The organism is Sphingomonas canadensis, from assembly GCF_026013525.1.
GTDB classification, from domain to species: domain Bacteria; phylum Pseudomonadota; class Alphaproteobacteria; order Sphingomonadales; family Sphingomonadaceae; genus Sphingomonas; species Sphingomonas canadensis.
In genome coordinates this window covers 160,296-185,956 of sequence record NZ_JAPDRA010000003.1, presented here as the reverse complement: position 1 = coordinate 185,956, position 25,661 = coordinate 160,296, and the positions used below count along the sequence as shown (strand labels likewise).

At 68.4% G+C, this 25,661-nt stretch carries 25 protein-coding genes and 1 riboswitch; of the genes, 14 read left to right on the top strand and 11 right to left on the bottom strand.

Going from position 1 to position 25,661, the window contains the following annotated elements; genetic code table 11:
- Positions 1–48: 48 nt before the first annotated feature.
- The 3 genes from gcvH to OM513_RS08515 form a co-directional block, all read right to left on the bottom strand.
- Positions 49–420: a glycine cleavage system protein GcvH gene (gcvH, locus tag OM513_RS08525; protein WP_264943747.1), complete on the bottom strand. Its 372-nt coding sequence runs from the start codon at positions 418–420 to the stop codon at positions 49–51.
- Positions 421–424: 4 nt separating this feature from the next.
- A complete protein-coding gene (gcvT, locus tag OM513_RS08520; RefSeq protein ID WP_264943746.1) occupies positions 425–1,564 on the bottom strand; it encodes a glycine cleavage system aminomethyltransferase GcvT in 1,140 nt (379 codons plus the stop codon).
- A 59-nt stretch (positions 1,565–1,623) separates the two neighbouring features.
- Positions 1,624–1,730: riboswitch (glycine riboswitch) on the bottom strand.
- Positions 1,731–1,960: 230 nt separating this feature from the next.
- Positions 1,961–2,611: a hypothetical protein gene (locus OM513_RS08515; RefSeq protein ID WP_264943745.1), complete on the bottom strand. Its 651-nt coding sequence runs from the start codon at positions 2,609–2,611 to the stop codon at positions 1,961–1,963.
- 107 nt (positions 2,612–2,718) lie between these two features.
- Between OM513_RS08515 and ispH the strand changes: the two genes are divergently transcribed.
- The 3 genes from ispH to rnhA are packed head-to-tail and all read left to right on the top strand — an operon-like array spanning position 2,719 to position 5,080.
- The gene (gene ispH, locus OM513_RS08510) at positions 2,719–3,672 is read left to right on the top strand and encodes a 4-hydroxy-3-methylbut-2-enyl diphosphate reductase (protein WP_264943744.1); all 954 of its coding nucleotides are present in this window, start codon (positions 2,719–2,721) and stop codon (positions 3,670–3,672) included.
- Between the two features lie 2 nt (positions 3,673–3,674).
- Positions 3,675–4,631, top strand: coding sequence for a homoserine kinase (thrB, locus tag OM513_RS08505; protein ID WP_264943743.1), 957 nt, complete (start codon positions 3,675–3,677; stop codon positions 4,629–4,631).
- Positions 4,628–5,080: a ribonuclease HI gene (gene rnhA / locus OM513_RS08500; RefSeq protein WP_264943742.1), complete on the top strand. Its 453-nt coding sequence runs from the start codon at positions 4,628–4,630 to the stop codon at positions 5,078–5,080. The genes thrB and rnhA overlap by 4 nt, the downstream gene beginning before the upstream one ends.
- Before the next feature lie 47 nt (positions 5,081–5,127).
- Here the strand turns inward: rnhA and OM513_RS08495 are convergent, their stop codons facing one another.
- The 4 genes from OM513_RS08495 to OM513_RS08480 form a co-directional block, all read right to left on the bottom strand.
- Entirely contained in the window at positions 5,128–5,544 is a 417-nt protein-coding gene (locus OM513_RS08495) for an acyl-CoA thioesterase (protein WP_264943741.1), read from the bottom strand.
- A gap of 190 nt (positions 5,545–5,734) precedes the next feature.
- The gene (locus OM513_RS08490; RefSeq protein WP_264943740.1) at positions 5,735–5,905 is read right to left on the bottom strand and encodes a YegP family protein; all 171 of its coding nucleotides are present in this window, start codon (positions 5,903–5,905) and stop codon (positions 5,735–5,737) included.
- Between the two features lie 12 nt (positions 5,906–5,917).
- Positions 5,918–7,018 carry an NAD(P)/FAD-dependent oxidoreductase gene (locus OM513_RS08485; protein ID WP_264943739.1) on the bottom strand — a complete coding sequence of 367 codons (1,101 nt, stop codon included), beginning with the start codon at positions 7,016–7,018 and terminating at the stop codon, positions 5,918–5,920.
- A complete protein-coding gene (locus OM513_RS08480; protein ID WP_264943738.1) occupies positions 7,015–7,962 on the bottom strand; it encodes an alpha/beta hydrolase in 948 nt (315 codons plus the stop codon). The genes OM513_RS08485 and OM513_RS08480 overlap by 4 nt, the downstream gene beginning before the upstream one ends.
- A gap of 50 nt (positions 7,963–8,012) precedes the next feature.
- Here OM513_RS08480 and OM513_RS08475 point away from each other — a divergent pair, with 50 nt between their 5' ends.
- The 8 genes from OM513_RS08475 to OM513_RS08440 all read left to right on the top strand — a co-directional run bounded on the left by OM513_RS08475 (position 8,013) and on the right by OM513_RS08440 (position 15,785).
- Entirely contained in the window at positions 8,013–8,483 is a 471-nt protein-coding gene (locus OM513_RS08475; protein WP_264943737.1) for an A24 family peptidase, read from the top strand.
- Between the two features lie 53 nt (positions 8,484–8,536).
- Positions 8,537–9,577 (top strand): Flp pilus assembly protein CpaB, encoded by a 1,041-nt coding sequence (gene cpaB, locus OM513_RS08470; protein ID WP_264943736.1) that lies wholly within the window; start codon positions 8,537–8,539, stop codon positions 9,575–9,577.
- A gap of 1 nt (position 9,578) precedes the next feature.
- On the top strand, positions 9,579–11,159 hold the full coding sequence (locus tag OM513_RS08465) for a type II and III secretion system protein family protein (RefSeq protein ID WP_380916292.1): 1,581 nt from the start codon (positions 9,579–9,581) through the stop codon (positions 11,157–11,159).
- A 21-nt stretch (positions 11,160–11,180) separates the two neighbouring features.
- Positions 11,181–11,819: a CpaD family pilus assembly protein gene (locus OM513_RS08460; RefSeq protein ID WP_264943735.1), complete on the top strand. Its 639-nt coding sequence runs from the start codon at positions 11,181–11,183 to the stop codon at positions 11,817–11,819.
- Positions 11,816–13,102, top strand: a complete 1,287-nt coding sequence (locus OM513_RS08455) for a P-loop NTPase family protein (protein ID WP_264943734.1) — start codon at positions 11,816–11,818, stop codon at positions 13,100–13,102. The genes OM513_RS08460 and OM513_RS08455 overlap by 4 nt, the downstream gene beginning before the upstream one ends.
- Positions 13,103–13,159: 57 nt before the next feature.
- Complete coding sequence (locus OM513_RS08450; protein ID WP_264943733.1) at positions 13,160–14,140, top strand: type II secretion system F family protein; 981 nt, start codon at positions 13,160–13,162, stop codon at positions 14,138–14,140.
- A 4-nt stretch (positions 14,141–14,144) separates the two neighbouring features.
- Positions 14,145–15,146, top strand: coding sequence for a type II secretion system F family protein (locus OM513_RS08445; RefSeq protein ID WP_264943732.1), 1,002 nt, complete (start codon positions 14,145–14,147; stop codon positions 15,144–15,146).
- A gap of 84 nt (positions 15,147–15,230) precedes the next feature.
- Positions 15,231–15,785, top strand: a complete 555-nt coding sequence (locus tag OM513_RS08440; protein WP_264943731.1) for a hypothetical protein — start codon at positions 15,231–15,233, stop codon at positions 15,783–15,785.
- Positions 15,786–15,807: 22 nt separating this feature from the next.
- On the opposite strand, the gene OM513_RS08435 is transcribed toward OM513_RS08440, so the two are convergent.
- The 4 genes from OM513_RS08435 to OM513_RS08420 form a co-directional block, all read right to left on the bottom strand.
- Positions 15,808–16,350, bottom strand: a complete 543-nt coding sequence (locus OM513_RS08435; protein ID WP_264943940.1) for a hypothetical protein — start codon at positions 16,348–16,350, stop codon at positions 15,808–15,810.
- A gap of 5 nt (positions 16,351–16,355) precedes the next feature.
- Positions 16,356–19,022 carry a pyruvate, phosphate dikinase gene (gene ppdK / locus OM513_RS08430; protein WP_264943730.1) on the bottom strand — a complete coding sequence of 889 codons (2,667 nt, stop codon included), beginning with the start codon at positions 19,020–19,022 and terminating at the stop codon, positions 16,356–16,358.
- 209 nt (positions 19,023–19,231) lie between these two features.
- Positions 19,232–21,544, bottom strand: a complete 2,313-nt coding sequence (gene glyS / locus OM513_RS08425) for a glycine--tRNA ligase subunit beta (RefSeq protein WP_264943729.1) — start codon at positions 21,542–21,544, stop codon at positions 19,232–19,234.
- 35 nt (positions 21,545–21,579) lie between these two features.
- Positions 21,580–22,434 carry a glycine--tRNA ligase subunit alpha gene (locus tag OM513_RS08420; protein ID WP_264943728.1) on the bottom strand — a complete coding sequence of 285 codons (855 nt, stop codon included), beginning with the start codon at positions 22,432–22,434 and terminating at the stop codon, positions 21,580–21,582.
- A gap of 172 nt (positions 22,435–22,606) precedes the next feature.
- Between OM513_RS08420 and OM513_RS08415 the strand changes: the two genes are divergently transcribed.
- From OM513_RS08415 to OM513_RS08405, 3 genes are all read left to right on the top strand, one after another.
- Positions 22,607–23,626, top strand: coding sequence for a TraB/GumN family protein (locus tag OM513_RS08415; protein ID WP_264943727.1), 1,020 nt, complete (start codon positions 22,607–22,609; stop codon positions 23,624–23,626).
- Between the two features lie 8 nt (positions 23,627–23,634).
- Positions 23,635–24,519 carry a TraB/GumN family protein gene (locus tag OM513_RS08410; protein ID WP_264943726.1) on the top strand — a complete coding sequence of 295 codons (885 nt, stop codon included), beginning with the start codon at positions 23,635–23,637 and terminating at the stop codon, positions 24,517–24,519.
- Positions 24,520–25,025: 506 nt separating this feature from the next.
- Complete coding sequence (locus OM513_RS08405) at positions 25,026–25,637, top strand: 50S ribosomal protein L25/general stress protein Ctc (RefSeq protein WP_264943725.1); 612 nt, start codon at positions 25,026–25,028, stop codon at positions 25,635–25,637.
- Positions 25,638–25,661: the final 24 nt, after the last annotated feature.

Below are 25,661 nucleotides of genomic sequence, written 5' to 3'. Positions count from 1 at the left end.
GGAAATTCGGCACGCCCTTCCCCGGCCTCTCCCGCAAGCGGGAGGGGGCTAGAGCTTGCTCACGAACTCGGCATATTTGGCCTCGTCCATCAGCCCTTCCAGCTCGGCGGGATCGCTGAGGGTGAGCTTGAAGAACCAGCCCTCGCCCTCCGCATCCTCGTTCACCAGCTCGGGCTTGTCGGCCAGCGCGGCGTTGCCCTCGATCACCGTGCCGGAGACCGGCGAATAGACGTCGGAGGCGGCCTTCACACTCTCCACCACCGCGGCGTCGTCGCCCTTGGCGAGCGCGCGGCCTTCATCGGGAGTCTCGACGAACACGATGTCGCCGAGCTGGCCCTGCGCATATTCGGTGATGCCGACGGTGCCGATGTCGCCATCGACGTCGATCCACTCATGGTCCTCGGTGAAATAGCGGCTCATTGGGTCAGCTTCCCTTTCTGACGTAGCGATGGGGGACGAAGGGGAGCGCCGCGACCTGGGCAGCGTGCGGCTTGCCCCTTTGCGAAAGCGTGATGCGGGCGCCCGGCACGGCGAGCGCGGCGGGGAGATAGGCGAGCGCGATGGGCGCCCCAACGCTGGGCGCGAAGCCGCCGCTGGTGACGCGGCCGATCACCGCGCCGGAAGCGTCCACCACCTCGGCGCCCTCGCGCACCGGCTGGCGCCCCTCGACCGCCAGGCCGGCGAGGCGCAGCGGCGCGCCCTCCGCCAGCTCGCGCAGGATGCGATCGACGCCGGGGAAGCCGCCCTCGGCGCGGCGGCGCTTCGACAGCGCGAATTCCAGCCCGGCGGCGACCGGCGTGGTGCCCTCGTCCAGGTCATGGCCGTAGAGCGGAAGCCCCGCCTCCAGCCGCAGCGAATCGCGCGCGCCCAGGCCGATCGGCTTCACCTCGGGATGCGCCGCGAGCGCATCGGCCAGCGCCTCCGCGGCTTCGGCGGGCACGGAAATCTCGAACCCGTCCTCGCCAGTATAGCCCGAACGGCTGATGCCCAGCGCATGGCCGCGCCATGCGAACGCCGCCGCCTGCATGAAGCCCAGCGAATCGACGCCGGGGACCACCGCCGCCAGCGCCTCCGCGGCGCGCGGCCCTTGCAGCGCGAGCAGGGCGTGCTCCTCCAGATGATGGAGCGTGATCTCGTCGGGCAGATGCTCGCGCAGATGGCCGATATCGTCCCATTTGGTCGCGCCGTTGACGACCAGGAAGAAGCCGTCCTCCTCGCGCGTGACCATCAGATCGTCGAGGATGCCGCCCTCTTCGGACAGCAGCAGCGAATAGCGGATGCGGCCGGGCTTCAGCGCGGCGAAATCGCCGGGCATCAGCGCCTCCAGCGCCTCCGTGGCGCCGGGGCCGCTGACGCGGAGCTGGCCCATGTGGCTGACGTCGAACAGCCCGGCATGCTCGCGCGTCCACAGATGCTCGGCCATGATGCCTTCATACTGGACGGGCATCAGATAGCCGGCGAAGGGTACCATCCGGCCGCCGCGGGCGCGGTGCCAGGCGTCGAGCGGGAGCTGGAGCAGCTCCTGCGGCTCGGCGGTTCCGGTGAGGTCTTCGGTCTGGCCCATGCGCGCTCCGTGACGGTCTGCGGCCGGAGGGCGCGCGGGCAATCCGCGCTCCTGATCCAGCCGCCCCCTCTGTCACGGAACCTGAGAGCTTTCCCCCGGAGCGATGCCGGGGTTACCCCTTCGGTGGCCCCCGCCTGGGCGGGAAGCGCTTTCCAGAGTGTCGTGGCACGCGCGGTCCGTGGTGCCTGAGAGATTCCGGGGCGGTTGCTCCTTCGGCGGCCCGCGCCGGCCGGGGCCGGTACGGACGCTCTCCCGCGTGTGCCTCAGCGGTTGCCCGCCATCGACACGTCTTTGATGCCGCGCCGCAGCATGCGAGTCAATCGCGCGCGCCGGATCGGCTCGAAAAAATCCAATATTATGAAATAATTGTCAGCAACGCATACAATCGCGCGCCGATCAGCGCGTCGCGTTGTACTTGAGCTGATCGTCGGTGAGCTGGAAGCCGACCAGCGCCTCGAACGTGGCGGAGAGCACCGCGGTGCGGATCGCGGGATCGGACAGCGGGTCCATCGCCGCTTCCTGCTCGCCGGCCTTGCGGCGCTTGGTCAGCCGGTCGCGAACCTCCTGCGGCAGCGTGGCGGCGGCGCGGTTGACGACGGTGGAGCCGCTGCCGGTGGCGCTGGCGCGAAGCTGGCCCGGTTCGAAATGCAGCGTCACCGTGCCGATCCGCTTGGCGACGACCGAGGAGCCGCCGCGCACCAGCGCGACGAAATAGGGAAGCTGCACATCGCGCGCGCCTTCGCCGTTGGTCCGGCGGGCGAACACCTCGAAATTGACGCTGGTGGTCACCTGCTCGCCCTCGTCCGCGCAGGTCGAGGTGACGTTGGTGAGCGCGGCGGTGACGTCGATCGCGTCCTCGGTACGCACGGTGGGCGAGGAGAAGAGCGTCACATCGCCGGTGGCGGCGGGAACCGCGACATAGGGGCACGGCGTGCGCAGCGCGGTGATGCCGGCGCCGCCGCCTGCGGCCGCGATCTCGCCGGTGCGCGAACAGCCGCCGAGCACGGCGAGGGCGATGGCGGGTACGATAAGCTTGGCGACGGACACGGGCACACCTTTCGCGAAAGGGCGGCCGCTGATCGCGCCGCCCCGGACGCCGCGCAGCATAGGAACCGCCTTCCGCCCGCGCAAGCAATCGCGTAGAGCCGCCATCGATGTCCAGTCCCGAAAAGCCCCCGCTTGAGCTGCTGATCGCGGCGCCCCGCGGCTTCTGCGCCGGCGTGGACCGCGCGATCCGCATCGTGGAGCTTGCGATCGAGCGCTATGGCGCGCCCGTCTATGTCCGTCACGAAATCGTCCACAACCGCTTCGTGGTCGACGGGCTGAAGGCCAAGGGCGCGATCTTCGTCGATGAGCTGGACGAGGTGCCGGACGGGGTGCCCGTGGTCTTCTCCGCGCATGGCGTGCCCAAGGCGGTGCCCGCGAAGGCGGCCGAGCGGGGCCTGTCCTACCTCGACGCCACCTGCCCGCTCGTTTCCAAGGTCCACCGCCAGGCGGAGCGGCTGGTGAACCAGGGGCGGCACATCCTGTTCATCGGCCACGCCGGCCACCCCGAGGTGATCGGCACCTTCGGCCAGGTGCCGGAAGGCGCGATCACGCTGGTGGAGACGGTGGCGGACGTGGCGGGACTGGCCGTCGCCGATCCGGACAATCTGGCCTTCCTGACCCAGACGACGCTGTCGGTGGACGATACCGCCGCAGTGCTGGCCGCGCTGCGCGAGCGCTTTCCGTCGATCCTGGCGCCCGGCGCCGACGACATCTGCTACGCCACGTCGAACCGTCAGGCGGCGGTGAAGGCGATCGCCGAGACCTGCGACCTGGTGCTGGTGATCGGCGCGCCCAATTCGTCCAACTCGCTGCGGCTGGTGGAGGTGGCGGTGCGCAACGGCACCTGCGCCACGCTCATCCAGCGGGCGTCGGACATCGATTTCGCCTGGTTCGAGAACGTCCGCACCGTGGGCATCACCGCGGGCGCCTCCGCCCCCGAACTGCTGGTGCGCGAGGTGGCGGACCGCATCGCCGAGCATTTCACCGTCACCGAACGCCAGGTGGAGACGGTGGCGGAGAATGTCGCGTTCAAGCTGCCGCGCGGGCTCGAAGCGGCCTAGCCATGGCGGTCTATACGCAGGTTTCCGCCGAGGCGCTGTCCCGGTTCCTCACCCGTTTCGACGCGGGCGAGCTGGTGTCCGCCAAGGGCATCGCCGAGGGCGTCGAGAATTCCAACTATCTGGTGGAGACGACGCGCGACCGCTTCATCCTGACGCTGTACGAAAAGCGCGTCGCTGCGGCGGACCTGCCCTTCTTCATGGCGCTGCTGGATCACCTGGCGGACAAGGGGCTGCCCGTTCCGCCCGCGATCAAGGACCGGCAGGGCGTGGAAATCCACGAGCTGGAGGGGCGCCCGGCCTGCCTGATCCGGTTCCTGCCGGGCGTATCGGTGTCGCATCCCACCCCTGCCCAGGCGCAGGCCGCCGCTCAGGCGATGGGGCAGATGCACGCCGCGCTGGCGGACTTTACGCTCGAACGCCCCAACGCGCTCGGCCCCGAAGGCTGGGCGCCGCTGGCCGAACGCTGCGGAAAGGACCTGGACGCGATCGCCCCGGGGCTTCGCGGGGATGTGCAAAAGGCTGTGGACCGCGTGTTGACGGCATGGCCCGCCGGCCTGCCGCGATCGGCGATCCACGCGGATCTTTTCCCTGACAATGTGCTGATGCTGGGCGACAGGGTGACCGGCGTCATCGACTTCTACTTCGCCTGCACCGAAGTGCGCGCCTATGACCTGGCGGTGATGCACGGCGCCTGGGCGTTCGACGGCGCCGGAAAGCGCTTCGACGCGGAGATCGGGACGGCGGTCATCAACGGATATGCTGGCGCCTTCGGGCTTTCGGACGCCGAGCGCGCGGCGCTGCCGGTGCTGGCGGAGGGCGCGGCGCTGCGTTTCTTCCTCACCCGCGCATGGGACTGGCTCAACACCCCCGCCGACGCGATGGTGACGCGCAAGGACCCGCTCGCCTATTGGCGCCGGCTGGAATTCTATGCCGCGCACGGGAGCGCGCTGTTCGCGTGACCGCGCCATCGCCAAGCCTGCCGCGTGTCGAGATCGCGACCGACGGCGCCTGCAAGGGCAATCCCGGCAAGGGCGGCTGGGGCGTCGTCCTGCGCACGGGCGCGACCGAGAAGGAGCTTTCGGGCGGCGAGGCGCACACCACCAACAACCGCATGGAGCTGATGGCCGCGATCCAGGGGCTGAACGCGCTCAAGCGCCCGTGCCGCGTCACCCTATCCACCGACAGCCGCTATGTGATGGACGGGCTGACCAAGTGGATCCACGGCTGGCAGAAGAACGGCTGGAAGACCGCCGACAGGAAGCCGGTGAAGAATTCGGACCTGTGGATCGCGCTGCTGGAGGCCGCCAAGCCGCACCAGATCAAATGGCTGTGGGTGAAGGGCCATGACGGCCACCCCGACAACGAGCGCGCCGACAAGCTGGCGAGCGACGCCGCGCTCGGGATGTGAACGGGGGGGATGTGAACGGAGCGGGAGGCGGGGCGTGCGGGAGACGCTCAGCCCTCCGGATCGGCCTTCACGAAGAAATGATCGATGACGTTCTGGGCCAGCCGCGCGGGGCGTAGCGTCTCCGCATCGACGCAGCACCAGCTCGACTTCACCTCGGCCAGCACCTCGCCGCCGCGGCGGATCACCGTTTCATAGAAGGCGCGCGCGCCGTGGACCTTCTCCAGCAGCACGGTGGCGACCACATCGTCGTCCAGGAAGGCCGGGCGGCGATAGGTGATCTCATGCTTCAGCGCGACCCACAGATGCTGGGCCACCGCCTCCACCGGGGCGAGCGAGCGCCAGTGGCTGATCACCGCCTCCTGCACCCACTTCAGGTAGGAGGCGTTGTTGACATGGCCCATGAAGTCGATGTCGTCGGGCGCCACATCGACCGTGAATTCATAGGGGCGCGCGCTCATCGTCATGCAGCGCAATATAGGCGATATCCGCGCCGATTGCGACGGGGAGCAATGAAAAAACCGCGGATTCCCGCGGCTTCGCGCGGGGCAAGCTTGCCGTAGCGTCATCCGCGCGGCGGCGGGGCGCGGTGTCCCGAAACCGGCCGGGCGGCGATGCCCCGGCCCGCCGCGGCATGCGCGGCGGACCGGCGGGCGATCACTCCTCGACGGGTGCGCCGGGGCCGTTCTTCAGGATCGATTCGATCGCATTGCGCGCGTTCGCCTTGCTCGAATATCCCTCGGTCCAGAAGATCACTTCGCTGTTGTACTTGAACTTGGCGACATACTCGCCAGCCTTGTTCTGCTCGATCACGAACTTGTGTGCCATCCGGCCCTCCCTTCACGAATCCGGCGTTACGCTAGCCCGGAATCGGGCCGCGGAATAGCGATTTGGATCAATTCCGGAGAGAGAATCGGGCAGCGCGCCGCCCAGCGCCAGCGCGGCCGCCATCTTCGACGCGGCGGGCGCTGTCTGGATGCCGAAGCCGCCCTGCCCCGCGCACCAGAAGAAGCCCGGCACGTCCGGATCGAAGCCATAGACGGGCAGCCGGTCCGGCGCGAAGCTGCGCAGGCCGGCCCATTTGTGCTCCAGCTTCGCCACGCGCCAATCGACGCAATGTTCGAACCGGTCGATCGCGATGGCGACGTCGATATCCTCGGGCTGGGCGTCGCACGGCGGGCTGGGAATCTCATCATGCGGCGAAAGCCACAGCCGCCCGCCGGCCTCCGGCTTGAAATAGAAGCTGCCGCCCAGATGGCCGACATGGGTCAGCTTCTCCGGCGGTGGCGGATCGGTGAGGATCTGAACCATCGTGCGGCGATAGGGCTGGATGCCGATCGGCCGGGCGCCCGCCATCTCCGCCACCGGATCGGCCCAGGCGCCGGCCGCGTCGACCAGCACGTCCGCGGCGAAATCCCCCGCGCTCGTCGCCAGCCGCCAGCGGCCGCCCTCACGCGCCACGCCGGTCAGCCGCGCGCCGGTGCGCAGTTCCGCCCCCGCCGCGCGCGCCGCCTTCAGAAAGGCGCCGTGCAGCCCGCCCACGTCGATATAGGCGCAGCTCGGCTCATAGACCGAAAGGCTCCATTGCTCGCGCAGCCCCGGAATGTGCGGGCGCGGATCGACCGGGATCAGCTCGACCCCGCTGTTCGCGAAATCGGCGAGATATTTGTCGACGATCGCCTGCTCGTCGAACCGGGCGATGTGATAGGAGCCCAGCGGCTCCAGAAAGGGCGATATCCCCTCGGTGGAGGCGGTGGTGAGCGGCTGGATCAGCGGGCCGCCATAGGTTTCGGACCAGAAGGCCGCGGATCGCCCGGTGGTGTGATATCCCGGATGATCCTCACCCTCCAGGATCAGCACGCGGGCGTGCGGCGCCAGCTCGGCGGCGATCCCCGCCCCGGCGATGCCAGCGCCGATGATCGCGAAGTCGAACCCGCTCACCGCTTTTGCGCCCGCGCCTGGAGGAACAGGTCGATCTCGCCGATCGCGCGGTTGCGCACCTTGTCGCCCTCCCGCAGGATCTCGTGCGCGCTCTCCTTGCCGAAGCGGACGACGCGGACGTCGGGCAGCTTCGACGCGATGGCGAGCGCGGCCTTGGGATCGACCAGCCCGTCGGCCTCCGCCACCAGCATCAGCAGCGGCACATCCATCGTCTTCAGCGCGGGATTGCCGCGCAGCTCGCGCATCGAACGGAACGCCTCGATCAGCCAGTGCCAGCTCGGGCTGCCGGTGTGCAGCTCTGGCTTCTGCTCCTTCCACCAGCCTTCATCGGAATAGCGCGCGGCGTCGTGGGTCAACAGCTTCTGGCGGCTTTCGGTGGTATAGGGCTTCTCGTTGGTCTTCCACGCCGGGCGGGTATCGTCGCCCACCCCGCCCATCAGCCGCGCCAGCCGCTCGCCCAGCCAGGCGCCGCCGATTGCGTGGACGCCCAGCATCGGCGCCACCAGCACCGCCGCATCGGGCCGCACCGCGCCCTCCACCAGCCCGCGCAGCAGGATATGGCCGCCCATCGAATGCGCGATGGTGACGTGCGGGCCTGGAGTCGCGGGTAGCCATTCGGCGGCGAAGGCGCGCAGATCGGCGACGTAATCGGCGAAATCTCCGATATGGCCGCAATTCCTGCGCTCGGTCAGCCGTCCCGATCCGCCCTGGCCGCGCCAGTCGAACGAGGTGATCGTCCAGCCCTGCGAATGCCAGTGGCCGAACAGCTCCAGATATTTCTCGAAAATGTCTCCGCGCCCGCCCTGGAACAGGATCGATCCGCGCGGACTGGCGGTCTCGGCGGGCCAGGCGAAGGCGCGCAGTTCCCACCCGTCGGGGGCGGGCCAACTGTGGATGCGCGATCCGGCGGGATAGGCGCGGCGGTCGTACTGGGGTTCTGCCATTGCCTCTGGTTACTTTTTGGAAAGCCGTCCCGTCTAGGGATTTGCCGGGGATGGGGACGATATTGACCACCTTTCTGCTCGTCGCGCTTGTGCTGCTCCTGGTTTCGGCCGGGATTCAGGACGCGCGCACGCGCGAAATCGCCAATTGGAAGAACGCCGCCATCGCGCTGATGGCCCCCGCCTGGTGGTATGCCAGCGGAGTCGAGCCCTGGCCCGGCATGGCAATCCAGTTCGGCGTGGCGCTGGCGGTGCTGGCGCTGTTCGCGGCGGCCTTCGCGCTGGGCCAGATGGGCGGCGGCGACGTGAAGATGATCGCCGCGCTGGCGCTGTGGCTGCCGCTGGTCCCGCTGGTGTGGATGCTGGTGCTGATGTCGCTGCTCGGCGGCGCGCTCACGCTGGTGATGGTGGCCGACAAATGGCTGCGCAAAAGCAGCTCCCCCCTGGAAATCCCTTACGGCGTGGCGATCGCAATCGCGACGCTGATCGTAATTCGCGAACCGATAATTAACCATTTTGGGTGACTGAATGACGCCGGTTCAACCCGGCCATCAGTTTGGAAAAAGGCCCGAGCGTCATGGATGCACGCAAGATCATTCTTCTCGTCGGCGCGCTGATCGTCGCGGCCGTCACGGCATTCATGGCGCGCAACCTGATGGTGGGCAGCCCCGCGCCGGTGGCCGGCGCGGCGCCCGGCACCCCCGGGGCCGCACCCGCGCAGAACACCACCGAGGTGCTTGTCGCCACGCGCGCGCTGCCGGTGGGCACGATCCTCGATCCGGAGGCGATGAAGTTCATCCCCTGGCCGAACGAGATGATCGAGGGCGCCTATTTCAAGAAGGACGCGATGGATCCCAAGTCGCTTCAGGGCACGGTGGTCCGCTTCGCGATTCCCGCGGGGCAGCCGCTGACCCAGGGCGCGCTGGTGAAGCCCGGCGATCGCGGCTTCCTGGCTGCCGCGCTTGGCCCGGGCATGCGCGCCGTCACCGTGCCGGTGAACGCGCAGAGCTCGGTCGCGGGCTTCATCTTCCCGGGCGACCGCGTCGACCTGATCCTGACGCAGGAAATCGCCGGCGGCGGCGATGGCCCGCCGCTGAAGGCCAGCGAAACCGTGCTGAAGAACCTGCGCGTGCTGGCCACCGACCAGCGTACCGACAAGCAGACCGACGACAAGGGCAACACCGTCGTCGCCACCTATTCCACCGTCACCGTCGAGGCGACGCCCAAGATCGCCGAGAAGATCGCGGTGATGCAGACCGTGGGTAGCCTTTCGCTGTCGCTGCGCTCGATCGCCGACAACCAGGGCGAGCTTGAGGATGCGATCGCCAGCGGCGACGTGCAGGTGCCCGACGATCCCAAGGCGGAGAAGGCGATGCTGACGCGCGCCGCCGCCCGCCCGATCGACGCGGGCAGCACCGTGACCACCGGGGCCGACGTGTCGCGCTTCCAGCGCCGCACCGTCCCCGCCAAGCCCCGCGACGATCGCGGCCCCGGCGCGGCCCCCGCGCCCGGCGGACAAACCTATCCAGGAGCGCCTGCGCCCGTGCAGCAGGGTCCCGTGGTCAATGTCATGCGCGGTAACAACGTGACCGTCGTCCCGGTCGGGGGGAAGAATTAGCATGCGCACGCCAGCAAAGCCCTTCGCGGCGCCGCTCGCGATCCTGGCGCTCGTCTGCGCGCCGATGGTGCCGCCGCTGCCCGCGGCCGCCCAGTCGGTCGCGCCCTCGCCCAGCACGACGCTCCAGATCAACACCGGCCGCGGCCGCCTGATCAACCTGGAAGCGCCGATCGACAGCGTGTTCGTGGCGAACGACCAGATCGCCGACGTCTCCGTCCGTTCGCCCACGCAGATCTATATCTTCGGCAAGGGCGCGGGCGAGACCACGGTCTATGCCACCACCAAATCGGGCCGGGTCGCCTATTCGGCCAACATCCGTGTCGGCCAGAACCTGGATTCGATCGATTCGATGCTGCGCCTGGCGATGCCGGATGCGGAGATCGTCGCCACGCCGATGAACGGGCTGGTGCTGCTCACCGGCACGGTGAAGAGCCCGTCCGACGTGGCCGAGGCCGAACGGCTGGTGCAGGCCTTCGTCGGCAAGGACACCCAGATCGTCAGCCGGCTGCAGACCGCGACGCCGCTACAGGTGAACCTGCAGGTGCGCTTCGCCGAAGTGAGCCGCAGCTTCGCCAAGAACATCGGCGTCAACCTGCAGAACCGCGACGGAGGCCCGTTCACCTTCGGCGTCGCGCGCGGCCGGCAGGGAAGCTTCACCTATAACAACGGCACCACCACCGATACCAACGGCATCCCGCCCGGCGGCTGGGGCGTAGCCTTCCCCGGCCCCACTACCGGGGGCACCGTGATCGGCGGCGCGGGCAACATCCTGGGCACCACGCTGCTCGGCTCGCTCGATCTGGGCGAGACGCTGGGCCAGGTGACCACGCTGGCCCAGCCGAACCTGACCGCGCTCTCGGGCGAGACGGCCACCTTCCTGGCGGGCGGCGAAATCCCGATCCCCGTTCCGCAGAGCGGCAACGGCGGCACCGTGATCACCATCGAATACAAGCAATATGGCGTCAGCCTGGCCTTCACACCGACGGTGCTTTCGGACGGCCGCATCTCGCTGCGCGTGCGCCCGGAGGTGTCGCAGCTTTCGGCCGCGGGCGCGGTGACGCTGAACAACGTCACCATTCCCGCGCTCACCACCCGGCGTGCCGAGACATCGGTCGAGCTGGGATCGGGCGAGAGCTTCATGATCGCCGGGCTGCTTTCCAACAGCCACGACAACTCGATCGACAAGGCGCCGGGCCTGGGCGACGTGCCCGTGCTGGGCACGCTGTTCCGCTCCAACGCCTGGAAGCGCAACGAGACCGAGCTGGTGATCGTGATCACCCCCTATCTGGTGAAGCCGGTCAACGCCAACGAGATCGCGCTGCCCACCGACGGATACAAGGCGGCGGACGATTTCTCGCGCATCTTCGGCGGCCAGCTCGGCTCCGGCACCACCGGCGGCGACCGGCCCAAGCCGACGATGGCCCCGCCGCAGGACGCGCCCGCGACGCCGACGATCGGCGCGCTGACACAGCCCCCGGCGCCCGCCAAGCCCGAGGAAGGCGTGCGCCCCGGCAAGGCACAGCCGCCCGCGGACAAGAAGAAGCGCAAGGACGTGGCCGCCGGCCCGGGCTTCGGCTTCTGACGCAAGGTTGAGGAGATGAACATGTTCAAGCGTAGCGCACTCCCCCTGCTCCTCGCCCCCGCCCTGCTGATGGGCGGCTGCGGGCCGTACAACGGCGGCGTCAACTCGATCTATCAGCCCGTGGTCCAGCGCACCGACTATACGCTCGACCTCGATACCTCCGGCTATGCGCTCGCCCCGGGAGAGGCGCAGCGGCTGGGCGGCTGGCTCCAGTCGATGAACGTCGGCTATGGTGATCGTATCACCATCGACGACGGCAACGACGGCTCCACCGGCCGCGAGCAGATCGCCGCGGAGGCGCGCCGCTATGGCCTGATCGTCGCCGGCCGCGCGCCGCTGACCGCCGGCCAGCTCCAGCCCGGAACAGTGCGCGTGGTGGTGACGCGGATGAGCGCCACCGTGCCCGGCTGCCCCGATTATTCGCGCGTCTACCAGCCGGACTATTCGGCGAGCACCAGCTCCAACTTCGGCTGCGCGACCAACAAGAACCTGGCCGCCATGGTGGCCGATCCGGCGGATCTGGTGCGCGGCGCGCCCGGATCGCCGACCGCGGACCCCGCGACCGCCGCCAAGGCGATCAAGGCGCTGCGCGATGCCAACCCCAGCGGCGGCGGCGGCACCGTCGTCAAGAGCGAGAGCACCGGAGGCGGATCCCAGTGAACGCGCCCTTCAATCCCGGACGCGCCAGCCATCGCGAGCCGTTCGTCGCCTTCGTATGCGACGAGACGACGGCCGAGGCGCTGCGCCCGATCGCGGTCGAACTCGGCTGGAGCCCCGAAAAGGTCAACAAGGGCGGGCTGCGCAACGCGGTGCATACGCTGTCGGTATCGGCCAGCCCCAATGTGCTGTTCGTCGATCTTTCCGAATCGGGCGATCCGCTGAACGATATCAACGCGCTCGCCGAAGTCTGCGAGCCGGGCACGGTGGTGATCGCCTCCGGCCAGGTCAACGATGTGCGGCTGTACCGTGATCTGGTGGCCAGCGGCATCCAGGACTATCTGCTCAAGCCGCTGAACCCCGACATGCTGCGCGAGGCGTTCACCCATGCGCAGATGTCGCTCAACGCGCCGAAGCTGGCCGATCCGGGATCGGACCGGCCGCATTGCGCGGTGGCGGTGATCGGCACCCGCGGCGGATGCGGCGCCTCTACCGTGGCGACCTCGCTCGCCTGGCTGCTGAGCGACAAGCACAAGCGATCAACCGCGCTGCTCGACCTGGACGTGCATTTCGGCACGGGCGCGCTGGCGCTGGACCTGGAGCCCGGCCGCGGCCTGACCGACGCGATCGAAAACCCGAGCCGCATCGACGGGCTGTTCATCGAACGCGCGATGGTGAAGGCATCGGACACGCTGTCCGTCCTGTCTGCCGAGGCGCCGATCAACTCGCCCGTGCTGACCGATGGCGCGGCCTTCTTCCAGCTTCAGGAGGAAATCCGCGGCGCGTTCGAATGCACCGTGGTCGATCTGCCGCGCAACATGCTGGTGCTGCATCCGCACCTGATCAGCGACGTGCAGGTGGCGGTGCTGGTGACCGAGCTGACGCTGGCCGCGGCGCGCGATGCGATCCGCATCCTTTCGTGGTTCAAGTCCAACGCGCCGCAGACGCAGGTGATCGTGGTCGCCAACCGCGTCCAGCCCGCCGCGATGCAGGAGATCAGCCGCAAGGACTTCGAGGGATCGATCGAGCGCAAGATCGATTTCCTGATCCCCTTCGAGCCCAGGATCGCGGCGCAGGCCGCCAAGCTGGGCAAGCCGCTGGCGGAGGCCGGGCGCAGCACGAAATCGCTGCACCCGATGGCCGAGCTTGCGCAGCGCGTGACCGGGATCACCGATTCGGGCGAGCGCGAGGAGCCGCGCGGCAAGTCCGCGGGGGCCGGCAAGCCCGGCACGAAGGGCGGGTCGCTGCTCGGCAAGCTGATGGTGAAGATGCCGGGCAAGAAGTAGTTTCTTAGCCCCCCGGCGCTAGCGTCGGCGGGCAATGGTGCGGAGACGAGTGCGGGCATGGACCTGTTGCCCCTTCTGATGATCGGCGGCGGCGCCTTCGCGGTGCTGGCGATGATGGTCTTCGCCTTTTCCGGGCCGTCGGTGGAGCGCGCGGGCGCGCGGCGCCTGACGGGCCTGCGCGACCGGCATACCGTGAGCGCCACCGGCCAGGCGGCGATGGAGGCGCAGATCCGCCGCGTCTCTGCCGCGCGCGCCACGCGCATGGACAATACGTTCGCGCGGTTCCTGCCCAATCCGGCGCAGCTCAAGAAGCGCCTTTCGATGACCGGCAAGACCTGGACGGTCGGCCAGTACGGCATGGCCTCGCTCGGGCTCACGCTGATCGGCTTCGCGGCGCTGTGGCTGCAGGGCGCGCCGATCTGGCTTTCGCTGTTCGTCGGCCTGTTTCTGGGCGCGGGCATCCCCCACTTCGTCGTCGGGGTCTTCATCAAGCGCCGGGTGGGCAAGTTCACCGCCAAGTTCCCCGACGCGATCGAGCTGCTGGTGCGCGGCCTGCGATCGGGCCTGCCGATCACCGAGACGATGACCGTCGTCGGCAGCGAGATCGACGGGCCGGTGGGCGAGGAATTCCGCGCGGTCAGCGACAAGATGAAGATCGGCAAGTCGCTCGACACCGCGCTTCAGGAGACCTCGGACCGGCTGGGCACGCCCGAATTCCAGTTCTTCGTCATCACCATCGCGATCCAGCGCGAGACCGGCGGCAACCTGGCCGAGACGCTGGCCAACCTGGCCGACGTGCTGCGCAAGCGCAGCCAGATGAAGCTGAAGATCAAGGCGATGTCTTCGGAATCCAAGGCATCGGCGCTGATCGTCGGCGCCCTGCCCTTCATCGTGTTCGGCCTCGTGTGGTTCATCAACAACAACTACATGGCCAATTTCTTCAAGGACGAGCGCCTGATGGTCGCCGGCGGCGGCGGGCTGATCTGGATGGCGCTGGGCGCCTGGATCATGGCCAAGATGGTCAATTTCGAGATCTGACGCGATGGACGTTCCTCCCTCCTCCGGACCGACGATCCTGGGCGTCGACGTGCTGTGGGTCGCCACGCTGCTGGCGGGCGTCGCCGCGATGTCGATGATGCTGGCGATCTATGCCGCCACCACGGTGCGCGATCCGATGGCCAAGCGCGTCAAGGCGCTGAACGACCGCCGCGAGCAGCTCAAGGCCGGCATCACCGCCTCGACCTCGAAGCGCCGCGCCAAGCTGGTCCAGAAGAACGAAAGCGCCGATCGCATCCGCGCGCTGATGTCGTCGCTCAAGGTGCTGCAGGAAAGCCAGGTCAAGACGGTGCAGATCAAGCTGCTCCAGGCCGGCATCCGCCAGAAGGAATGGGCGCCGGCGGTGATCTTCGGCCGGCTGGTGCTGCCGATCGTGTTCGGCGGCACGATGCTGTTCCTCGTCTACGGCACCGAGATGTTCGCGACCTGGAGCCCGCTCAAGGCCTATGGCCTCGTCGCCGGCAGCTTCATCCTGAGCTACAAGGCGCCGGACATCTATCTGAAGAACCAGATCACCAAGCGCAGCCATGCGATCCGCAAGGGCCTGCCCGATGCGCTCGATCTGCTGGTCATCTGTGCCGAAGCGGGACTCACCGTGGACGCCGCATTCTCCCGCGTGGCAAAGGAGCTGGGCAAGGCCTATCCCGAACTGGGCGAGGAATTCCAGCTCACCGCGATCGAGCTGGGCTTCCTTACGGATCGCCGCCAGGCGTTCGAGAATCTGGCGACGCGCATCGATCTGGAAGCGGTTCGTGGCGTCGTAACCACCATGATTCAAACGGAAAAATACGGCACCCCGCTCGCCTCAGCGCTGCGCGTGCTTTCCGCCGAGTTCCGCAACGAGCGCATGATGCGCGCCGAGGAGAAGGCCGCCCGCCTGCCCGCGATCATGACCGTGCCGCTGATCCTGTTCATCCTGCCGGTGCTGTTCATCGTCATCCTCGGCCCGGCCGCCTGCTCGATCAACGACGCGCTGATGACCGGCTGATCCCGGCCCGAACCTGCCTATGGCGCGCGCGGCGCCGCGTCGATAAGTTCGCGCCCCGGCACGTACAGGGGGAGGCCGGGGACCATGAGCGAGCTGCCATTCGAGACTCTGACCCAGTTTACAGCACTGGCGCTGACGCTGATCGGCGGCTGGTGCCTGGGGCTTGCCAGCTCGTCCGGCGGCAAGCGCTGGCGTGAGCAGTTCGAGGATGAGGAGATCTCCCACGCCGCCTATCGCCACCAGGCCGAGATGGACCTGAAGGAGGCCAACCGCCGTATCCGCGACTTGGAGGCCGAGGGAGACAAGCTGCGCAAGGCCGCCGCCGCGCCCGCCCCCGCCGCGCCGCCGCCGCCGCCGGTGGCGAATCCGGAGCCCGGCCAGGGCTGGCGCGGCTGGTTCGGCTGGGGCCGCGACAATCTGGCGCGCATCAAGGGCGTCGATCCCGCGCGCGAGAAGCGGCTCAACGAACTGGGCATCAAGACCTATCGCGAGATCGAGAAGATGACCGCGGAGGACGAAGGCGCGCTGGAACAGCGGCTGGAGATGCCCAAGGGCACGATCGCCAGCGAGCAATGGCGCGAACAGGCCGCGCTGCTGCGCGCGGGCAACGAGGACGAGCACAGCAAGCGATTCGGCTGATCCCCGCGGCCGGGGCGCGGGATCAGTCGCGCCCGGTCACCAGCACGCGCTTGTAATCCTCGATCACCTGGGCGAGCGGGCGGCCGCGCGAATCGAGCACCAGCGCCCGGTGGCGCAGCACCGTGGGCTTGGCCACGCCGCGCCCGTTCCAGAATTTGCGCACCGACAGCGTGCGCCGGGTGGGCTCCAGCGGGCGGATCACCGCGCCGAAGGGCGTATCGCCGCCATCCAGCGCCGCGTTCATCTCCGGCGTGAGGCGCGAGGGGACGTACCAGTTCACCGCCTCCGACAGCACATGATCGCCGCACATCAGCCGCACGCGGCGATAGCCGAGCATCTCGCGCCGGCCGACCTGGAGCAGGCGGCGCTGCGCCCCGCTGACCGGCAGCACGCGCGCGCGCTTCACATCGGCGCGGATGCGCGGCGGATCGGCCAGCCCGCCGGCGGCGCACCAGTGCTCCAGAACCGCGGTGGCGCTGCGGCTGCCCAGCAGATCGGCGTTGAGCCGCGCCACCGGATCCTCGCGCGGCGGCGCCACTGCCAGCAGCAGCGCCGCCAGCGCCATTGCGATCAATGCCCGGCCTTGAGCGCCGCCTGCGCCGCCGCCAGCCGCGCGATCGGCACGCGATAGGGCGATGCCGAGACATAATCGAGGTCCACGCTCTCACAGAAGGCGATCGAGGCGGGATCGCCGCCATGTTCGCCGCAGATGCCCAGCTTGATCCCCGGACGGGTGGCCCGGCCGCGGTCGGCCGCCAGCTTGATCAGCTCGCCCACGCCCTCCACGTCGATGCTGACGAAGGGATCGCGGGCATAGATGCCCTTCTCGACATAGGTGGTCAGGAAGCTGCCGGCGTCGTCGCGGCTCACGCCCAGCGTGGTCTGGGTCAGGTCGTTGGTGCCGAAGCTGAAGAACTCGCCCACCTCGGCGATCTCGCCCGCGCGCAGCGCCGCGCGCGGCAGCTCGATCATCGTGCCGACCAGATATTCGATGGTGCGGCCCTTCTCAGCGAACACGGCCTGGGCGGCCTTGTCCACCACCGCCTTCATCAGCTCCAGCTCCTTGCGCGTGGCGACCAGCGGGATCATCACCTCGGGCACAGGCGCGGCGCCGGTTTCCTCGGCCACCTGGCAGGCGGCCTCGAAGATCGCGCGCGCCTGCATCTCGTAAATCTCGGGATAGGAGACGCCGAGGCGGCAGCCGCGATGGCCCAGCATCGGGTTGAACTCGTGCAGTTCCGCCGCGCGGCGCTTGAGCGTGGCGACGTCGAGCCCCGCGGCTGCGGCGACCTCGGCGAACTCGGCCTCCTCGTGCGGCAGGAACTCGTGCAGCGGCGGATCGAGCAGGCGGATCGTGCAGGGCAGGCCCGCCATCACCTCGAAGATCTGCACGAAATCGCTGCGCTGCTCGGGCAGCAGCTTGGCCAGCGCGGCGCGGCGGCCGGCCTCGTCCTCGGCCAGGATCATCTGGCGCACCGCGGTGATGCGCGCCGAATCGAAGAACATATGTTCGGTGCGGCACAGGCCGATGCCCTCCGCGCCGAATTCGCGCGCGGTGCGGCAATCGAGCGGCGTTTCCGCATTGGTGCGCACCTTCAGCCGGCGCTTGGCATCGGCCCACAGCATCAGCGTGCCGAAATCGCCAGCCAGCTCGGGCTGCACCGTCGGCACCGCGCCCAGCATCACCTCTCCGGTGGCACCGTCGATGGTTACGATGTCGCCCTGCTTCACCTCGCGCCCGGCGACGCGCAGGATGCCCGCCTTGCCGTCGATCGCCAGGCTGCCCGCGCCGGAGACGCAGGGGCGGCCCATGCCGCGCGCCACCACCGCGGCGTGGCTGGTCATGCCGCCGCGCGCCGTCAGGATGCCCTGGGCGGCGTGCATGCCGTGGATGTCCTCCGGGCTGGTCTCGACGCGGACCAGGATCACCTTCTCGCCCGCCGCGGCCCATTTCTCCGCGGTGTCGGCGTCGAACACCACCTTGCCCGATGCCGCGCCCGGCGATGCGGGCAGGCCCTTGGTCAGCACGTCGCGCGGCGCCTTGGGATCGAGCGTGGGGTGGAGGAGCTGGTCCAGCGCGGCCGGATCGACGCGCAGCACCGCCTCTTCCTGGGTGATCAGCCCTTCGCTGGCCATGTCCACCGCGATCTTCAGCGCGGCCTTGGCGGTGCGCTTGCCCGAGCGCGTCTGGAGCATCCAGAGCTTGCCCTGCTGCACGGTGAACTCGATATCCTGCATGTCGCGATAGTGACGCTCCAGCAGGTCGAAGACCGCGGCCAGCTCGGCATAGGTCTCCGGCATCGCTTCTTCCATCGACAGCGGCTTGGCCCCGGCCCGCTCGCGCGCGGCCTTGGTCAGATACTGCGGCGTGCGGATACCGGCGACCACGTCCTCGCCCTGGGCGTTGATCAGGAACTCGCCGTAATAGGCCGCCTCGCCGGTCGCGGGATCGCGGGTGAAGGCGACGCCGGTGGCGCTGGTATCGCCCATGTTGCCGAACACCATCGCCTGGACGTTCACCGCCGTGCCCCAGTCGCCCGGAATGTCGTTCAGGCGGCGATAGACCTTGGCGCGTTCGGACTGCCACGATCCGAACACCGCGCCGATCGCGCCCCAGAGCTGGTCATGCACGTCCTGCGGGAACGGCTTGCCCCACAGCTCCTGCACCAGCGCCTTGTATTCGCCCACCAGCGCCTGCCAGTCGGCGGCGCCCATCTCCGTATCCAGGTGATAGCCGCGGTCTTCCTTGGCGATCTCCAGCGCTTCCTCGAAGCGGCCGTGATCCAGCTCAAGCACCACGTCCGAATACATCTGGATGAAGCGGCGATAGCTGTCCCAGGCGAATCGCGCGTCGCCGCTGACCTGCGCCAGCCCGGCCACGGTGGCGTCGTTCAGCCCCAGGTTGAGCACCGTATCCATCATGCCCGGCATCGAAACGCGCGCGCCCGAGCGGACCGAGACGAGCAGCGGATCGGCGGCGTCGCCGAATTTCTTGCCGGTGATGCCCTCGATATGCGCGATGCCGCCGGAAACCTCCGCCTTCAGGCTTTCGGGGAAGCTCTCGCCCGCATCATAATAGAGCGCGCAGACGGGGGTGGAGATGGTGAAGCCCGGGGGCACGGGCAGGCCGATCGAGGCCATGCCGTCCAGATTCGCGCCCTTGCCGCCGAGCAGATTCTTGTCGCCCTTGCCGCCATCCGAGACGCCGCCGCCGAAGCGGTACACATATCGAGTCATCCGGTTTCCTTCGTGCTTATGTGGCGCCCGGGGGAGGCCAGCGCGCCCTATCGCACCTGCGAAGAAAATGGAAATGTTGACTGCGTTGTCAGGACTGTTCGTTACCGAAAATTGGCTGTTCGGTTGCGGATTCGATCAGCCGCGGCGCGCACGGCAGGGGCGGAATGCCGGGCCGCGCGGCGCCGGAAGCCCGGCGGGCCGCGCGGAAATCAGCCCTCGATGCGGGAGAAGTCGGCCACCTTGTGCACCGCGTCACGCATGCGCGCGAGCAGCGCCAGCCGCGCCGCGCGCTTGGCAGGATCGGGATCGTTCACGGTCACCGTTTCGAAGAAGGAATCGATCGGCTCGCGCAGCGCGGCGAGCGCGGCCATGGCACCCGCGAAATCCTCCGCCGCCACCGAAGCCGCCGCCATCGGCTCCGCCACCGCGAGCGCGTGGATGAGCGCGTCCTCCGCAGGCTCGGGGGTATAATCCCCCCTCGCTGCAGGGAGGGGAGAATCATGGCCTTCCTTCTTCAGGATGTTCGCCGCGCGGCGATAGCCGGTGAGCAGGTTGGCCCCGTCCTCGGTGCCGATAAACGCCTGCAACGCCTTCACCCGCGCGAGCAGCCGGACCAGATCGTCCTCCCCGCCCAGCGCGAACACCGCGTCGATCAGATCGTGCCGGACCCCGGCCTCGCGCTGCTGGACCTTGAGGCGGTCGGCGAAGAAGTTGAGGAGATCATAGCTTCTCGAATCGTGCGCATCAGAAGAATAGGCACCCCGGCGAATAACTACGGCATCAGCTTTCCCAAAGGCCACCATCATCGATCCGCCGGCAATCGCGTAGTCGGCTAATGCGTCGCGGCGTCTTTCCTCCGCGGTGTTGATGGTCTCGGCCACCGGTACCCAAAGGACATCGAGTGTCCGAAGCAAGCATGTCCTCACGGTGTTTTCGAGCGTGATTCGGATACAACCGAGAACTGCGCGACGTAGCGCGAATGGATCTTTCGACCCCGTAGGCTTCTCATCAATCGCGAAGAACGCCGCAATCGTATCCAGCTTATCCGCCAGGCTCACCGCCACCGTAACCGGCGCGGTAGGCACCTCGTCGCCCTGCCCGACCGGCTTGTAATGGTCGCGGATCGCCTCGGCGACCGCCGGATGCTCGCCCTGCGCGGCGGCGTAATAGCCGCCCATCAGGCCCTGAAGCTCCGGGAATTCGCCCACCATGCCGGTGACCAGATCGGCCTTGCACAGCCGCGCCGCGCGTTCCGCCAGATCGGCCAGCAAATAGCCCTCTCCCGCTTGCGGGAGAGGGTTGGGTGAGGGTGAGTCGGGCACAGGCGAGGTCTGCGCTTCGGGCTTCCCCGCCGCACCCTCACCCCGGCCCTCTCCCGCGAGCGGGAGAGGGAGATCGCTCCCGACAATCCCCTGCTCCACCAGCCAGCGCGCCAGCTTCGCCACGCGCTCCACCTTGTCGGCGACGGTGCCCAGCTTTTCGTGGAAGACGATGTTCTTCAGCTTCTCCGCCTGCTGCTCCAGCGGCACCTTCAGGTCGGTTTCGTAGAAGAAGCGCGCGTCGGAGAGCCGCGCGGCGAGCACCTTGCGGTTGCCCTCGACGATCTTCGCGCCGCCGTCCTTCGCGCTGATGTTCGCCACGCAGACGAAGGCGTTGGCCAGCTTGCCGCCGGCATCGCGGCAGACGAAGTATTTCTGGTTCACGCGCGCGGTGAGCTGGATCACCTCGGGCGGCACGTCCAGGAAGTCCGGATCGAAACGCCCGAGCAGCGGCACCGGCCATTCGGTGAGGCCCGCGTTCTCGAACAGCAGCCCTTCGTCCTCGATCAGCGCCAGCCCGGCGTCGGCGGCCAGGTTGCGCGCGCCCTCGCCGATGATCGCGCGGCGTTCCGCCCCGTCGACGATCACATGCGCGGCGCGCAGCTTGACGGCATAATCGTCCGCGCCGCCGATGGTGACGGGATCGGGATGGTGGAAGCGATGGCCCACCGTGGCCGCGCCCGAACGCACGCCCGCGACCTCGCAATCGACCACGCTGCCGCCCAGCAGCGCGACGATGCCCTGCAGCGGGCGCACCCAGCGCGGGCTTTCGGTGGAGAGCGAAGCCTCGCCCCAGCGCATCGACTTGGGCCAGGGGAAGGCGCGGACGATCGCGGGGATCGCGTCGGCGATCACGTCCGCGGTGGCGCGGCCGGGCTTTTCAACCACGGCGAAATACACGCCGTCGCGCTCGACGAGCTGGTCCTGGCTGAGCCCGGTCTTGCGCAGGAAGCCGTCGAGCGCCTGGGGCGGCGCCCCGACGCGCGGCCCCTTGGTCTCCTCGCGCACCGCCTCGGTCTGCTCCGGCAGGCCGCGGGCGATCAGCGCCAGGCGGCGCGGCGTGGCATAGGTGACGGTTTCGGCGGCCTTGATGCCCGCCTTGTCCAGCTCCGCCGCGAACAGGCGCGCGAGATCCTCCCGCGCCTTTTCCTGCATGCGGGCGGGGATCTCTTCGGAGCGGAGTTCGAGGAGGAAATCGGTCATCTAAAAATCGTCCCCGGCACGGGAAGGAGCGGGAATCACGCCGCCCATCCGTTCTTCTCCATCCAGGCCTGGCACGATCCCTTCGCCAGATCGCGGACGCGGCCGATATAGGCCTGGCGCTCGGCGACGGAGATCACGCCGCGGGCGTTGAGCAGGTTGAACACATGGCTCGCCTCGATCGCCTGTTCATAGGCGGGGATCGGCAGGCCGTGGTCCAGGCAGTTGCGGCACTCCGCCTCCGCCTTGCGGAACAGGTCGAACAGCGCGTCGGTGTCCGCGACTTCGAAGTTCCAGGTCGACATCTCGACTTCGTTCTCGTGGAACACGTCGCCATAGCTGAACTGGGGCGAATTGCCGTCCGCGTCGTTGAACTTCAGCTCGTACACATTGTCGACGTTCTGGATGTACATCGCCAGCCGTTCGAGCCCGTAGGTCAGCTCGCCCGCCACCGGCTTGCAGTCAAAGCCGCCCATCTGCTGGAAATAGGTGAACTGGCTCACCTCCATCCCGTCGCACCACACCTCCCAGCCCAGGCCCCAGGCGCCCAGCGTCGGGCTTTCCCAATCGTCCTCGACGAAGCGGATGTCGTGGGTGGCGAAATCGATGCCGATCGCGGCCAAGCTGCCCAGGTACAGCTCCTGCAGGTCGGGCGGGCTGGGCTTCAGGATCACCTGATACTGGTAATAATGCTGGAGCCGGTTCGGGTTCTCGCCATAGCGGCCGTCGGTGGGACGGCGGCTGGGCTGGACGAAGGCGGCGTTCCACGGATCCGGCCCCAGCGCGCGCAGCGTGGTGGCGGTGTGGAAGGTGCCCGCGCCCATCCGCATGTCATAGGGCTGGAGGATCAGGCAGCCGCGCGCGCTCCAATAATCATGGAGCGTCAGGATCATCCTCTGAAAGCTGAGCGGCTGTGACAATTCTGCACCTTGGGACGGGGAATCCGCGGTGCTTTGGCGCAGCGGCCCACAGGGGTCAATGCCGGGCGTTGACTTGCCCAAATGGTTAATGTCTCCTCCGCGAATGGCGGGAATCGCTCGAGGGGGGCAAAAGCGATTTGGCGCGTTGCGCGCCCTGATCGGCTTTCTGCTGGTGGTGGCGGGTGCCACCGCCGCAGTATCGCAGGGCGGCGGGCTGCCGCAGCTTCCCTATACCGCGATCCCGCTGGACGATCAGCTCACGCTTTCCGGCAAGCTGGTGCGCCCCGAAAGCGAGGCGCGGTATGAAGACGCGCTGGCGGCCGAGATCACGCGGGTGCGCGCCTCGCAGAGCTATGAGCCCGGCCCGGCGATCTGGAAGATTGGCGACGCGGACACCACCATCTACATCTTCGGCACGGTCCACACGCTGCCCCCCGGCTTCCGCTGGCGCAGCCCACGGCTGGAATCGATCATCGTGCGCGCCGATTCGCTGCTGCTCGAATCGGTCGAGACCGACGCGGAGCGCGAGGCGGCCAAGACGATCCAGCAATCCGCCACCCCGCAACGCCCGCTGATCGAGCGCGTGTCCCAGCCATATCGCCCGAAGCTGGCGGCGCTCCAGGCGCTGCTGCCCCCGGAAACGGTGGCGGACATGGATACGATGCCCACCTGGGTGGCGGCGATCAGCGTGGGGATGATCCGCGACATGATCGACGGCGACATGCCCAGCCAGGGCGCCGACGACTGGCTGGAAAAGCATTTCCGCGCCACCGGCCGCCCCGTGGAGGGCATCGAGGACAATCGCCAGGTGCTGGCCAACATCGGTGCCATTCCGGAGGACGCGCAGCGGCTGATGCTGGAAGGCGCGCTGGAGGCGCCCAGCCGCACGCATGACGAGATGGACGCCACCGCCCACGCCTGGGCGCGCGGGCTGGTGGGGCTCAATTCGCCGCTGATCATCATGCCGGAAACGAACGACCCCGGCCAGGTGATGGCCGATCCGCTGCTCGTCCAGCGCAACAACGCCTGGGTGGAAAGCCTGATCAGGCGGCTGGAAAAGCCGGGCACGATCCTGTTCGCGGCGGGCGCAGGCCATTTCGTGGGCCGCGGATCCGTGCTGGAGCTGTTGCGCGGGCGTGGCATCCGCATCGAACGGGTGCAATAAGCGCGGAAATGCGTTCGCTATTGCTGTTCCTCGCCGCGCTGCTGGCGCTGGGCGGCTGCCGTTCCGATCCCGGGCCGGTGGCCGATGCCGATCCCGCGCTGTGGGTGGTGCGCGACGAGGATACGACCATCTATCTGTTCGGCACGGTCCATGTGCTGCGCCCCGGCCTGGGCTGGTTCGACGAGGCGGTGAAGGACGCCTTCGACAAGAGCGACGAGGTGGTGCTGGAGTTGCTGATCCCGCCCGCGCCGGAGATGAGCGCGCTGGTGGACGATCTGGGCGAGAACCCGCCCGGCGCACCGCGGCTTTCGCGCACGCTGCCGCCCGAAACCGCGAAGAAGCTGGCCGAGGCGCTGGAGCGGCTGGGGCGCCAGCCCGACGCGCTCGACCGCTATGATCCCTGGGTGGCCGCGACGCTGGTCGGCACGCTGCCCGCGCAGGAGCTGGGCTATTCGGCGTCCGCGGGGGCCGAGGAGGTGCTGCGCCAGGCGGCGGAGCGCGGCGGCAAGCGGCTGATCGGGCTGGAGACGGCGCGCGAGCAGCTCGGCTATTTCGATTCGCTCTCGCCGCCGGCGCAGCGCGCGCTGCTCGCCCGCACGCTGAACGCGCTGCCCGATGGCGCGGCCACGCTGGAGGCGATCATCGGCGAATGGGCGCGCGGCGACGCATCGGCGCTGGCGCGGCGGATCAACGCCGAGCTGAAGGACACGCCCGAGGTGGAGGCAGCGCTGCTCACCGGCCGCAACCGCCGCTGGGCCGACTGGATCGCGGCACGGCTGCGCCAGCCCGGCACCGTGTTCGTCGCGGTGGGCGCGGGCCACCTGGCAGGCAAGGGATCGGTGCAAGAGATGCTGGCCGGACACGGCCTGAAGGCGGCGCGGGTGGCGTATTAGGGCCGGGAACCACTCGAATCCCGCACGACTACAAACAACTCGGGCTAAGCTGAACCGATACGCACAAACACCCTGCGATGCCTCAGAACACCCGGGGCGTCCCAAACCTCTTCGAAGGCCCCAATTTTATACGCTCCCGCGACCGCTCGGCGTAGTCCGGGTGCAACCGCACGAAATGCAGTCACTGGATCATAAGGATCCAAGGCAGGCGCTAAGTCCCTCAGCATTTCAGCATCGACTGCACCGGCAACATCGACTCTATTCTGTTCGTCGAACGCCATGAACAGTACGCAGCCGTCTTTGAGGCCCACGCGCTCCTCATCCCAAATCAGGAGATTTTCATTTGCCATGCGTAATAAATGGCGCGCGAAGCCCAAACTTCAAGCGCAGCGGCTCACACGCCTTGCCCTTTGGGCGCGTCTCCCGTATAGGCGCGCGCTTCCGGTCAGGGTCATCCCTGGAGGCCTGGCCGGGCGAACAGATACTCTAGCGCATTGGAACGACACATGAGCGACACGCTTACGCTGTCGGCCGAGACGCGCGACCGGGTTGGCAAGGGAGCCTCCCGTGCGCTTCGTCGTGAAGGCCGCGTCCCCGCCGTGATCTACGGCAACAAGGAAGAGCCCACGGGCATCCATGTTTCCGAAAAGGAGCTGATGCGGCTCCTGATGACCGGCCACTTCATGAATTCGGTCGTGATGATCGACGCCGGCGGCAAGGCCGTGCGCACGCTGCCGAAGGACGTCGCCTTCGATCCGGTAAGCGACCGTCCGGTCCACGCCGACTTCCTGCGCATTTCCGAGCACACCAAGGTGCATGTGCAGGTTCCGATCGTGTTCGACGAGGCCGGTTCGCCGGGCATCAAGCGCGGCGGCGTGCTGAACATCGTCCGCCACGAGCTGGAGCTGGTGGTCGACGCGGCCGAGATCCCGGACGAGGTCCACATCTCGCTCGCCGGGCTGGACGTGGGCGCTTCGCTGCACATCTCGGCGGTGACGCTGCCCAAGGGCGCGGAACCGGCGATCACCGATCGCGACTTCACCATCGCCACGATCGTCGCCCCCTCGTCGCTGAAGTCCGAGGAAGGCGACAACGAGACCCCGGCGCAGGGCGAATAAGCCCTTCCCGCCGCAAGGCTTGTC